The sequence below is a fragment of the Luteimonas gilva genome, assembly GCF_005239095.1.
GTDB lineage: Bacteria > Pseudomonadota > Gammaproteobacteria > Xanthomonadales > Xanthomonadaceae > Luteimonas_C > Luteimonas_C gilva.
In genome coordinates this window covers 1,605,799-1,619,593 of record NZ_SZUA01000001.1, presented here as the reverse complement: position 1 = coordinate 1,619,593, position 13,795 = coordinate 1,605,799, and the positions used below count along the sequence as shown (strand labels likewise).

Below are 13,795 nucleotides of genomic sequence, written 5' to 3'. Positions count from 1 at the left end.
ACCGCTAGTCCTCTGTTTTAAGCCGTTTGTCGAGCAAACCGGAAATAAGTCGCAAAATAACATTTGTGAGTATTTGTCTCACTGGCCGTTCACTTCCGCCGAGAGCAGTCTCGTGGTGAGTCGCACGGACAAGCGACGACTTGCTGACGCAAGCCGGTGGACCTTGTTCGAAGCGACGGGGGCAACACTTGATGGTTTCTCCGCCAAGAAGCATCGGAGCGCTTCACACAGGAGGATGGTCATGGACACTTCTCGCGTTCGCGCGGTACTTACTCAATCGATACTGGCGACCTGCCTGCTGACAGCGACCGTTGCAATGACGGCCTGCTCCGGTTCGGGCGGGGTCAAATCTTCTTTCAACGGTGGTGGCAAGGGCGGCCCAGGCGGCCCTGGCGATCCGGGTGGCCCCGGTGGTCCCGGCGATCCGGGCGGCCCTGGTGGTCCCGGTGGTCCAGGCGGTCCCGGCCCGGGTGGTCCAGGCGGTCCCGGCGGCCCGGGTGGCCCCGGCAATCCCGATCCGGGCGGTCCCGGCAATCCGACCCCGCAGGCGCCTTCCAATGCGCTCGGTTCGATCATCACCTCGGGCGGCAACGTCGTCACCACGGTCGGCGGCGCGCTGGATAGCCTCGGCAACCAGATCCCGAACCAGCAATTGCTCGGCGGCGACAACGCGACGACCCAGGGCTTGGGCAAAGTCGTGAAGGATCTAGGCACGACGGTCACCGCGATCGGCACCGCGACCAAGGTCGGGCTGGGCCAGATCGGCAACATCGACGATCCGGTCGGCGTCACTCTCGACGACGCCGGCAACATCGTGGTCGATGCCGGCCAGACGGTCGACGATCTCGGCCACACCGTGGGCACCGTCGGCGCCTTCCAAGGTTCGCCGATCAGCCCGATCACCTCGACCGTCGGCACCGTCGTGTCGAAAGTCGGCACCGGCGTGAAGCAGATCGGCAACGGTTTGGACGGCGTGCTCGAAAGCGACGGCACGCATGGCCTGACCGGCGCGGTCAGCGATGTGCTGACGCCGGTCGCCGGCATCGGCCAAGCGAACGGCGGCGGCAATGCGGGCGGATCCGGCGGCGGCAATCTGATCGCTTCGGTCTCGCAAGCGGCAGGCGGCGGCACGTCCGGCGTCGGCGGCGCGGTGACCGCGATCGGCAGCCAGATCGCAGGGCAATCCCTGCCGGGCGGACTGGGCAACGGCACCACGGCCGCTTTGGGCGGCACGGTGCAATCGCTCGGCGGCGCGGTCAGCACGGTCGGCAACGGCGTCACCCAAGGCCTCGGCCAGAGCGGCAGCATCGCCAATCCGGTCGGCGTGACCGCCACCGGCGTGGCGGGCGGCGTTTCCGGACTCGGCCAGACCGTGAACGGTGCGGGCCAGACGGTCGCCAGCCTCGGCGGCGGTCAGTTGGGCGCGTTGAATCCGGTGACATCGCTCGCCGGCGGCGCAGTCAGCCAAGTTGGCAACGGCATCACCGCGATCGGCAATGGCGTGGCCGGTGCGGTCAACGGTCCGCTGCAGCCAGTGACCCAAGGCGTGAGCAACGTCGTCAACGGTGTGGCCAATGCGACTTCCGGCGGCCTGAGCGGCGGCGGATTGGGCGGCGTGGTCGGCCAAGTGACCGGCGCGCTCCAGGGCGGCACGCAGGGCGGCGGCCTGGGCGGCGTGCTCGGCAACGTGACCGGCGCGGTGCAAGGCAACGACAGCGGCCAGCAACAGCAGGGCGGTCTGTTGGGCGGTCTGCTCGGCGGTCATTGATCGCCTGCGATAGGCAATGCCTGCAGGGACGGCGCGAGCCGTCCCTGCAGTATCGGAAGCACGGATAGGGGAGAAGGAATGCCATCGTTCGCGTACGGGCGCCGCCGCGGGAGGGCGCGCCGATATTCCGCCTCGGCCGGGATCGTGGTGAATGCGATCGGTCGCTAGGATGTGCGCAGCGGCAGCGCTGTCCGCCGCATCGCTCGCGCATGCGCAATCGCGCCTGCCCGCGACCAATCCTTTGCAAACCCTGCCCACGGCCGAAGTGCCCAAGCAGGAACCGAAAGTCAGCACGACCATCCAGCCGCAGCAGAATCCGGAACTGGCGGCGTTGCTGGCGACCCAGATCGTGCCGAAGCGATTCGACGTATCCGGCGTGAGCGCGGTGCCTTTCGACGAAATCGCGGCTTTCTTCACTCCGCTCGCCGGCAAGACGATCACCGTCGCCGACTTGCTGAAAGCGGCCGACGAATGCACGGGCGCCTACAAACGGCACGGCTATGCGCTTTCGTTCTGCTACGTGCCGACCCAGGACTTCGCCGACGGCGTGGTCAAGGTGATCGCGATCGAAGGCTACGTCGCCGAAGTGAAGATCGCCGGCGATACCGGCAAACTCGACAAACGCATCCGCGCGATCGCCAAACGCATCGCCGACGACCGTCCGTTGCGGCAGGCCACGTTCGACCGCTATTCGCAAATCCTCGGTTTTCTGCCGGGCGCCAAGATCGCGATCAACGTGCCCGTGCCGACCACCACCGACGGCGCCACCCGGCTCGAACTGCAAGTGACGCGCAAGCGCTTCGACGGCAGCTATGCGCTGGATTTCAACCACCCCGGCGTGCAGGGCCTGGCCACGTTCAACGCCAATGCGCTCACAACGCTGGGCGAACAATGGAGCGCGTCGGCGCTGTATCCGCCGGGCCGCGGTAGCCAGCGCTTCTATTCCGGCGCGTATTCGCAATTGCTCGGCAGCGACGGTCTGAGCCTGCGGCTGGACGCCTCGCGTTTCCGCGGCGAACCGGACGACCGGCAACTGCCCGATTTCCTGCGCCACAACGTCGAGCAGGATCGCCGCTCGGTTTCGTTGCGCTATCCGCTGGTGCTGCGAGCCACGCGCGTGCTGTTCCTCGGCGGCGGCGCCTATGCCGCAGACCAATCGGACCGCTACTTGAACACCAACGACGGCGCGTCGCTGGAGCTGCGCACGCAGGCGCGGGTGGTCCATGCCGAGCTCGACTATGCGTCGGCCTCGCCGACGGGCGACGCTTCGCGACGTGCGGGCCTGGGCGTGTCGCGCGGACTCGATGCGTGGGGTGCGTCCTCGCGCACGATCAGCAACATCCCCGGCGCGGTCCTCGCCGCGCCCAGCGACATCTCGTTCACGCGCTACAACCTGAGCTACGCCCAGGGCAAAACCTGGAAGAACCGCATCGGCGCCGTGCTCAGCATGGCCGGGCAGTACAGCGGAAACCGGCTGCCGACTTCCGAACAGATCGCTTTCGGCGGCCCCCGCTTCGCCTTGGCTTACGACCCGGGCAGCGCCTCGGGCGATAGCGGCTGGGGGGCATCGTTCGAACTGAACCGCTCCTTCGCCCGCGGCAACGGTCGGGTGAAGGCCGTGGTGCCGTATCTCGCCGGGCAGTACGCCCGCGTCTATCTCAATCGGGCGCAGCCGCCGATCGACCGACTGGGGACCGTGGCCTTAGGCGTGCGCCTATCGGACAACAAGCACTACAACGTCGATTTCTCGGTAGCCCAGCCCACGGCCGACGTGCCGCTGGATTCCGAATCCGGCCGTCGCCGGCCTAGGCTGAATCTCACCTTCGCCTACGACTTCCGCTGACCGGCTCGTAGGCCGCCGTCGCTTAACACGTCAGGTTCCAACCCGGAGCCTTGGTCACTCTTTGCCCTAAATGGTCAGGTTGCTGAACCTGACAGGGGTAAGCGCGCGCTTTTGCAGTTGGCACGAAAACTGCTGATAGAATCCCACAAATTTTGTGAGGTAGCTCACAAAAATGTGAGTTTTCCTCCGAGGAGAGCCGTCTGGCTATACGTCGGACGGTCGTATTGGGCGCAGGAAGCGCTTGGGGAATTTAAACGTCTGATGCGGCGGCCTTATGGATAGGGCCGGCGCGTGCTGGGGAGCAGTCGGCGTGGCGGTCAATCTGAAGAGCTTCAAGGCGGCTATCGGTCGTCTGATCCTGTCGTGCGCACTGGTCGGCATCGCCGCAGTTCCCGCATACGCGCAGAACGCCTCCAATACGGCGACGATCGCCGTGCCGTCCGGGGTCTCCGATCCCAATACGGGCAATAACAGCGCGACCGACACCGATCCCATCGCCCGGATCGCCGACTTGTCGGTCGCCAAGACCGACGGCGTGGCCAGCGTGCAGGCCGGTGGTTCGACCGTCTACACGATCACCGTCAGCAACAACGGCCCGAGCGAACTCACGGGCGCGACGGTCGTCGACACCGCTCCGGCCGGCTTGACCATCGGCAGCTGGACTTGCGCCGTCACCACCGCCGGCACGGGCGGCAGCGTGACCACGGCCTGCGGCGCGGCGAGCGGCACGGGCAACATCAACACTACCGTCAATCTGAAGAACGGCGCGGTGATCACCTATACGGTGAACGCGACCGTTGCGGCCTCGGCGACGGGCTCGATCGCCAATACCGTCACCGTCGCCGTGCCCAGTGGCGCGAGCGACCCCACCCCCGCCAACAACTCCGCGACCGACACCAACACGGTGACGCCGGTAGCGAATTTGGCCGTGACCAAAACCGACGGCGTGGCCAGCGTGCAAGCGGGCGGCTCGACCGCCTACACGATCACCGTCACCAACAACGGTCCGAGCGAGATCACCGGCGGCACGGTGGTCGACACCGCGCCGGCCGGTTTGACCATCGGCGGCTGGACTTGCACGGTTACCACCGTCGGCACCGGTGGCACGGTCACCACCGCGTGCGGCGCGGCGAGCGGCACCGGCAACATCAACACCAGCGTCAATATGAAGAACGGTGCGGTGATCACCTACACGGTGAACGCGACCGTCGCCGGCTCCACGACCGGTTCTGTCGCCAATACCGTCACCGTCGGCACGCCGGCCGGCACCACGGATCCGACCCCAGGCAACAACAGCGCGACGGACACCAACGCGGTCACGCCAGTGGCGAACTTGGCGATCACCAAGACCGACGGCGTTTCCAGCGTTGCGGCCGGCGGTTCGACGGTTTACACGATTACCGTCACCAACAACGGCCCGAGCGAAATCACCGGCGGCACGGTGGTCGACACGGCGCCGGCCGGATTGACGATCGGCAACTGGACTTGCGCCGTGGCTACGGCGGGTTCGGGCGGCACGGTGACCACGGCCTGCGGCGCGGCGAGCGGCACGGGCAACATCAACACGACCGTTACTATGAAGAACGGCGCGGTCATCACCTATACGGTGAACGCGACCGTTTCGGGCTCGGCTACGGGCTCCATCGCCAACACGGCCACGGTCGCAACGCCGGCCGGCACTAACGACCCCACGCCGGGCAACAACAGCGCGACCGATACCAACACAATCACGCCGATAGCGGATCTATCGATCGCCAAGACCGACGGCGCGACCAATGTGCAAGCCGGCGGTTCGACCGCCTACACAATCACCGTCACCAACAACGGTCCGAGCGAACTCACCGGGGGCACCGTCGTCGACACGGCGCCGGCCGGTTTGACCATCGGCAACTGGACCTGCGCAGTCACGACCGCCGGCACCGGCGGCAGCGTGACCACGGCCTGCGGCGCGGCCAGCGGCACCGGCAACATCAATACCACCGTCAACATGAAGAACGGCGCGGTGATCACCTATACGGTGAACGCGACCGTCTCCGGCTCGGCGACCGGTTCCATCGCCAATACGGCGACCGTCGGTACGCCAGCCGGTACCAACGATCCGACGCCGGGCAATAACAGCGCGACCGACACCAACACGGTGACGGCGGTGGCGAATCTGTCGGTCACCAAGACCGACGGCGCAACCAACGTTCCTGCAGGCGGTTCCACGGTCTACACGATCGTGGTCAGCAACGGCGGCCCGAGCGAAGTCGCGGGCGCGACGGTGGTCGACACGGCCCCGGCGGGCCTGACCATCGGCAACTGGACTTGCGCCGTCACCACCGCCGGCAGCGGCGGCACGGTGACCACGGCCTGCGGCGCGGCGAGCGGCACCGGCAACATCAATACCACCGTCAATCTCAAGAACGGCGCGGCGATCACCTACACGGTGAACGCGACCGTTTCGGGCACGGCGACGGGTTCCATCGCCAACACGGTCACGGTGGCGACGCCGGCTGGCACCAACGATCCAACGCCGGGCGACAACACGGCTACGGATACGAACAACGTCACTGCGCAAGCCGATTTGTCGATCACCAAGACCGACGGCGCGACCAATGTGCAAGCCGGCGGTTCGACCGTCTACACGATCGCGGTCGGCAACGCCGGCCCGAGCGAAATCACGGGCGCGACCGTCGTAGATACAGCGCCGGCCGGCCTGACCATCGGCAACTGGACTTGCGCCGTCACCACCGCGGGCACCGGCGGCAGCGTGGTCACGGCCTGCGGCGCGGCCAGCGGCACGGGCAACATCAACACCACCGTCAATCTGAAGAACGGCGCGGTGATCACCTACACGGTGAACGCGACCGTGGCGGGTTCGGCTACGGGCTCCATCGCCAATACGGCGACGGTCGGCGTACCGGCGGGCGCGAACGATCCGACCCCGGGCAATAACAACGCGACCGATACGAATACGGTCACGCCGGTGGCGAACCTGTCGGTCACCAAGACCGACGGCGCGACCAGCGTGCCTCCGGGCGGCTCCACGGTCTATACGATCGTGGTCAGCAACGCCGGCCCGAGCGAAGTGACTGGCGCGACCGTCGTCGACACGGCGCCGGCGGGTCTGACCATCGGCAACTGGAGCTGCGCGGTCACCACCGCCGGCACCGGCGGCACGGTCGCCACCGCGTGCGGCGCGGCCAGCGGCACGGGCAACATCAACACCACCGTCAACATGAAGAACGGCGCGGCGATCACCTATACGGTTAACGCCACCGTCGCCGCGTCGGCCACAGGTTCCATCGCCAATACGGTCACCGTCGCTCCGCCGGCCGGCACCACCGATCCGGGTCCGGACGGCAACACCGCCACCGACACCAACACCGTTCCGCGCACGGCCGACATCGCCGTGCAGAAAACGCTGACCACGCCGGCGCCGTATGTGATCGGCCAGGCGGTGACGTATTCCATCGTCGTCACCAACAACGGCCCGTCGCAGGCGCTGAACGTCGGCGTCAGCGATACGCCCAGCAATCTGACCATCACCGGCGTCAGCGGCGCCTGCACCGCTTTCCCGTGCACGATCGCGTCGATCAATAGCGGCGCCAACGCCACGATCACCGTCACCGGCACGGTCGGCAACACGTCCGGCGCGTTCAACAACACCGCGACGGCGACGGTGCCCGCGGGCACCACGGATCCGGTGCCGGCCAACAACACCGACGACGCGCCGGCGACGGCGGCCGAGTCGGCCGACGTTTCCATCGTCAAGACGCTGACCACGGCGGGGCCGTTCTTCGTCGGGCAGGCCATTACCTATTCGTTGACGGTCGCCAACGCCGGCCCGTCGACGGCGACCTCGGTGCAGGTCACCGATACGCCGACCAATTTGACGATCCAGTCCGTGTCCGGCGCCTGCACGGCGCTGCCGTGCACGATCGCCTCGTTGGCGCCGGGCGCCAATGCCGCGATCAACGTGACGGCGACCGTCGTCGCCGCCGGCGCGTTCGACAACAGCGCTTCGGCGAACGCGACCCAGAGCGATCCCAACCCGGCCAACAACACCGACAACGCCGGCAACGGCGGCAACGCCAGCGCTTCGGCCGACGTGTCGGTCGTCAAGACCTTGACGACGGCCGGTCCGTACACCATCGGCCAGGCGGTGTCGTTCGACATCGTGGTCAGCAACGTCGGTCCGTCGCCTGCCACGGGCATCAATGTCGCCGACGTTCCGACGAATTTGACGCTCGGTACGGTCAGCGGCGCCTGCGCGGCGCTGCCTTGCACCATCGCTTCCATCGCTTCCGGCGCGTCGGCGACGATCACCGTCACCGGTACGATCCAAGCCGACGGCGCGTTCTCCAATAGCGCGACCGCCACGCCGACCGAGAACGATCCGAACACCGGCAACAACACCGGCACCGACGGCGACAACACCACGCCGACCGCCGATATCCGCGTCGTCAAGACGCTGACCACGGCCGGTCCGTACACCATCGGCCAGGCGGTGTCGTTCGACATCGTGGTCAGCAACCTCGGTCCGTCGGACGCGAATACCGTCCAAGTCACCGATACGCCGACCAACTTGACGCTGGGCGCGGTCAGCGGCGCCTGCACGGCGCTGCCTTGCACCATCGCGTCCATCGCTTCCGGCGCATCGGCGACGATCACCGTCGCCGGCACGATCCAAGCCGACGGCGCGTTCGCCAATAGCGCGACCGCGACCGCGACCGAAACCGATCCGGCCCCGGGCAACAACACGAGCACCGACGGCGACAACACCACGCCGACCGCCGATATCCGCGTCGTCAAGACGCTGACCACGGCCGGTCCGTACACCATCGGCCAAGTGGTGTCGTTCGACATCGTCGTCAGCAATGCGGGTCCGTCGGCCGCCACGGGCGTCAACGTCACCGATACGCCGACCAATCTGACGTTGGGCACGGTCAGCGGCGCCTGCACGGCGCTGCCTTGCACCATCGCGTCCATCGCTTCCGGCGCATCGGCGACGATTACCGTCACCGGCACGATCCAGGCCGACGGCGCCTTCGCCAACTCGGCGACTGCGACGCCGACCGAGAACGACCCGAACGGCGGCAACAACACCAGTACCGACGGCGACAACACCACGCCGACCGCCGATGTCCGCGTCGTCAAGACACTGACCACCGCAGGCCCGTACACCATCGGCCAGATCGTTTCCTTCGACATCGTGGTCAGCAACGCCGGCCCATCGGCCGCGACCAACGTATCGGTCGCCGACACCCCGACCAATCTGACCCTGGGTACGATCAGCGGCGCCTGCACGGCGCTGCCGTGCACGATCGCGAGCATCGCGTCCGGCGCGTCCGCTACGATCACCGTGACCGGCACGATTCAAGCCGATGGCGCGTTCGGCAACAGCGCCACGGCCACGCCGAACGAAACCGATCCGAATACGGGCAACAACACGAGCACCGACGGCGACAACACCACGCCGACGGCCGATGTCCGTGTCGTCAAGACCCTGACGACCGCGGGTCCGTACGTGATCGGCCAGGCCGTTACGTTCGATATCGTCGCCAGCAACGCCGGCCCGTCGGCCGCGACCAACGTTTCGGTCACCGATACGCCGACCAACTTGACATTGGGCGCCGTGAGCGGCGCTTGCACCGCGCTGCCTTGCACGATCTCGAGCATCGCTTCCGGCAGCTCGGCCACGATCACCGTGACCGGCACCATCGTCGCGGACGGCGCGTTCGGCAACAGCGCGACCGCGACGCCGAGCGAGACCGACCCGAACGGCGGCAACAACACCAGCACCGACGGCGACAACACGACGCCGACGGCGGACGTGTCGGTCGTCAAGACGCTGACGACCGCGGGTCCGTACACGATCGGCCAAACGGTGTCGTTCGACATCGTCGTGAGCAATGCGGGTCCGTCGGCGGCGACGAACGTCTCCGTCACCGACACGCCGACCAATCTCGCCATCACCGGCGTGTCCGGCGCCTGCACGGCGATGCCGTGCAGCATCGCCAGCATCGCCTCGGGCGCGAACGCGACGGTCACGGTCACCGGCACGATCCAGGCCGACGGCGCCTTCGCCAACTCGGCGACCGCGACGCCGACCGAGAACGATCCGAACGGCGGCAACAACACCAGCAGCGACGGCGACAACACCACGCCGACCGCCGATGTCCGCGTCGTCAAGACGCTGACCACCGCGGGCCCGTACGTGATCGGCCAGACCGTGTCGTTCGACATCGTCGTCAGCAACGCCGGTCCGTCCGCCGCGACCAACGTCTCGGTTACTGACACGCCGACCAATCTGACCCTGGGTACGATCAGCGGCGCTTGTACGGCGCTGCCGTGCTCCATTGCCTCGATCGCCTCCGGCGCATCGGCGACGATTACCGTCAGCGGCACGATCCAGGCCGACGGCGCCTTCGCCAACTCGGCGACCGCAACGCCGACCGAAAACGACCCGAACGGCGGCAACAACACCAGCACCGACGGCGACAACACGACGCCGACGGCGGACGTGTCGGTCGTCAAGACGCTGACGACCGCCGGTCCGTACGTGATTGGCCAGGCCGTCTCGTTCGACATCGTGGTCAGCAACGCCGGTCCGTCGACGGGGACCAACGTCTCGGTCACCGACACGCCGACGAACCTGACCATCACGGCCGTCTCCGGCGCCGGCTGCAGCGCGATGCCGTGCACGGTCGCGTCGATCGCTTCCGGCGCATCGGCCACGATCACCGTGACCGGCACCATCGTCGCGGACGGCGCGTTCGGCAACAGCGCGACCGCGACGCCGAGCGAGACCGACCCGAACGGCGGCAACAACACCAGCACCGACGGCGACAACACGACGCCGACGGCGGACGTGTCGGTCGTCAAGACGCTGACCACCGCGGGCCCGTACACGATCGGCCAAACGGTGTCGTTCGACATCGTCGTGAGCAATGCGGGTCCGTCGACGGCGACGAACGTCTCCGCCACCGACACGCCGAACAACCTGACGATCACGAACGTCTCCGGCGCCGGCTGCAGCGCGTTGCCGTGCACGGTCGCGTCGATCGCTTCCGGCGCTTCGGCCACGATCACCGTGACCGGCACGATCGACGCCGACGGCGCGTTCGCGAACAGCGCGACCGCCACGCCGGCCGAGACCGATCCGAACGGCGGCAACAACACCGGCAGCGACGGCGACAGCACCACGCCGACGGCCGACGTGTCGCTGGCGAAGACCTTGACGACCGCCGGTCCGTACCTGGCCGGCCAGGCGGTGCAGTACTCGATCGTCGTCGCCAACGCGGGTCCGTCGACGGCGACGAACGTGCAGGTCGCCGATACGCCGACCAACCTGACGATCACGGGCGTGTCCGGCGCCGGCTGCAGCGCGCTGCCGTGCACCATCGCTTCGATCGCTTCGGGTGCGAGCGCGACGATCACGGTCAACGCCACCATCGGCGCGACCGGCGGCGCGTTCAACAACAGCGCCACGGCGACCGGCAGCGAAACCGATCCGAACGGCGGCAACAACACCGACGACGATCCGGCCACCGCGAGCGCGTTGCCGATCGTCGCCAATCCGGACAGCGCGACCACGCCGCAGAACACGCCGGTGACGGTGTCGGTGCTGGGCAACGACACGCTCAACGGCGTGCCGGCCAATCCGACGACGGTGACGGTCACGCAGGCCTCGCCGCCGGCCAATGGCAGCATCGTCGTCAATCCGGACGGCACGATCGCGTACACGCCGGCGCCCGGCTTCTCGGGCACCGACACGTACAGCTATCAGATCTGCGAAATCGCCAATCCGGCCAACTGCGCCACCGCCACGGTGACCGTGACGGTGCAGCCGAACGTCGTGACCGCGGTCGACGACAGCGCTTCGACGCCGGCCAACACGCCGGCGACGATCTCGCCGCTGGCGAACGACAGCGCGACCGGCGCGCCGCTGAATCCGGCGTCGGTGACGATCACCGCCCAGCCCGCGCACGGCACCGTCGCCGTCAATCCGGACGGCACGGTGGTCTACACGCCGGCCACGAACTATCTGGGCGCCGATACGTTCACCTATCAGGTCTGCGACACCTCGACGCCGACCGCGATCTGCGACACCGCCGTGGTCACGGTCAACGTCACCGGCCGTCCGCCGGTGACCGGCGCCGCGGGCGATCAAGGCAGCGGCCCGGCCGGCCAACCGGTCACCATTCCGGTGCTGGCGAACGACAGCGATCCGGACGGCAACTTGGATCCGACCACCGTCGTCATCGTCGGCGCGCCGGGCAACGGCAAGAGCCTGGTCGTGCCGGGGCAGGGCGCGTGGACGGTGAATCCGGACGGCAGCATCACCTTCACGCCGGAGCCCGGTTTCGCTGGTCAGGCGACGCCGATCCAGTACACCGTGTCGGACACGACCGGGCTGGTTTCGAATCCGTCGACGGTCAACGTGACCATCCTGGGCGACGTGCAGTTGCGCGTCAGCAAGACCGCCAGCCCGCGCGACGTGAAAATCGGCGACCTGGTCCGCTACACCGTGACCATCGAGAACGTCGGCGTGGCCAACGCGAACGATGCGACCCTGGTCGACACGCCGCCAGCCGGCTTCAGCTACGTCGCCGATTCGTTGACCGTCGTCGACGGCAACGGCGGCGGCCGCCTGGCGGGCACGTATCCGATCCGCGTCGATCAGCTCGACATCGCCATCGGCGAACGCGCGACGATCACCTACCTGCTGCGCGTCGGCGCCGGCGTGCGTCCGGGTGTGCACACCAACCATGCGTTCGCGCAGGACGGCGGCGCCACGGTCTCTAACGAGGCGACTGCGGACGTGCAATTGGTCGCCGATCCGCTGCTCGACGAATCGCTGCTGATCGGTACGGTGTTCGACGATCGCGACGGCGACGGTTGGCAGGATCGCGCCACGCTCGACGGCGTGCGCGTGCAGGGCGGCTTCGCGCCGGGCGCTTACGTCGCCGGCTCGACGACGGTGGATCGCGGCGAAGGCGCCAAGCCCGAGCCCGACGCCAGCGCGCCGTTGTTGCACGGCATCGACCTGGGCAAGGTCGCCGGCCGCGAAACCGAGGCCGACACGGCCGCGGCGCACGCGATCACGATCAGCCAGACGCTGAGCGCGCTCGATTTCGCCGACGACTTCGTGCTCACCAGCAAGCAAGGCGTCGTCCTGCGCATGGATGCGGCCGGCAACACGCGGATCGAGCGCAATGCGGGCGATGCGGCCAAGGGCCTCACCGGCGCCGAGCCGAAGGTCGAGCGCCGCGTCAGCCAAGTGCAGGGCGGCTACCGCGTCGATTACGTCGTCAGCAACCTCGGCGTCGACGAACGCGGCATCCCCGGCGTGCGCATCGCATCGGTGGAAGGCTTGTTGATCGAGACCGACCAGTACGGCCGCTATCACCTGGAAGGCGTGGCGGGCGGACCTTGGGAACGCGGCCGCAACTTCATCCTCAAGGTCGATCCGGCCACCTTGCCACCGGGCAGCGCGTTCACCACGGACAACCCGTTGGTCCGCCGCATCACTCCGGGCGTGCCGGTGCGCTTCGATTTCGGCGTCAAACTGCCGTCCGGTTTGATCGAGGGCGGCAAGCAGGACGTCGAAATGGAGCTGGGCGAGGTGATGTTCGCCCCGGGCAGCGCCGAGCTGCGCCGCGAGCATCAGCCGGTGATCGACAAGATGGCCGAACAGGTGCAGCAGCACGGCGGCGGCGAAATCGTCATCGCCGCCAACGGCGACACCCAAGCGCTGGCCTACGACCGCGCGCGCGCCGTGCAGGACGCGCTGGCGAAAGCTTTGACGCCGGAACAGTTGGCGGCGCTGAAGATCAGCCTGCGCGCCGATGTCGAAGATCCGCACAGCGCACTGGCTACGGTGGGCGGTTCGACCCTGCTGGGCACCTTGCTGTTCGACACCGACAAGGCCGACATCCGCGCCGAATACCGGCCGTTGATCGAAGCCATCGCCGCCGACATCGAAAAACGCGGCGGCGGCGTGATCGGCGTGGTCGGCCATGCCGACCGGCGCGGTTCGGACGCCTACAACGTGCAATTGGGACTGCGCCGCGCCAAGGCCGTCTACGAAGCGATCGCCGCCAAGCTCGCGCCGGAGGCGCGCGCGAAGTTGCGAGTGGAAATCAGCGACAACCCGACAGCCCCTGTCGGCATTCGTGGCCAGTAAGGGGATGGCG

General features: G+C 67.7%; 3 protein-coding genes. All 3 read left to right on the top strand.

Annotation, left to right across the window (positions count from 1 at the left end):
• Positions 1 to 316: 316 nt before the first annotated feature.
• The 3 genes from FCE95_RS07615 (at position 317) to FCE95_RS07605 (ending at position 13,785) form a co-directional block, all read left to right on the top strand.
• Positions 317 to 1,768, top strand: a complete 1,452-nt coding sequence (locus tag FCE95_RS07615; protein ID WP_137266326.1) for a collagen-like triple helix repeat-containing protein — start codon at positions 317 to 319, stop codon at positions 1,766 to 1,768.
• Between the two features lie 151 nt (positions 1,769 to 1,919).
• Positions 1,920 to 3,611: a ShlB/FhaC/HecB family hemolysin secretion/activation protein gene (locus FCE95_RS07610; protein ID WP_137266325.1), complete on the top strand. Its 1,692-nt coding sequence runs from the start codon at positions 1,920 to 1,922 to the stop codon at positions 3,609 to 3,611.
• A gap of 310 nt (positions 3,612 to 3,921) precedes the next feature.
• Positions 3,922 to 13,785, top strand: a complete 9,864-nt coding sequence (locus FCE95_RS07605) for a DUF7507 domain-containing protein (protein ID WP_189644662.1) — start codon at positions 3,922 to 3,924, stop codon at positions 13,783 to 13,785.
• The last annotated feature ends 10 nt before the right edge of the window (positions 13,786 to 13,795 follow it).

Coding starts and splice junctions, on each gene's coding strand:
- FCE95_RS07615 (WP_137266326.1), top strand. CDS start 317: ATGACGGCCTGCTCCGGTTCGGGCGGGGTCAAATCTTCTTTCAACGGT.
- FCE95_RS07610 (WP_137266325.1), top strand. CDS start 1,920: ATGCGATCGGTCGCTAGGATGTGCGCAGCGGCAGCGCTGTCCGCCGCA.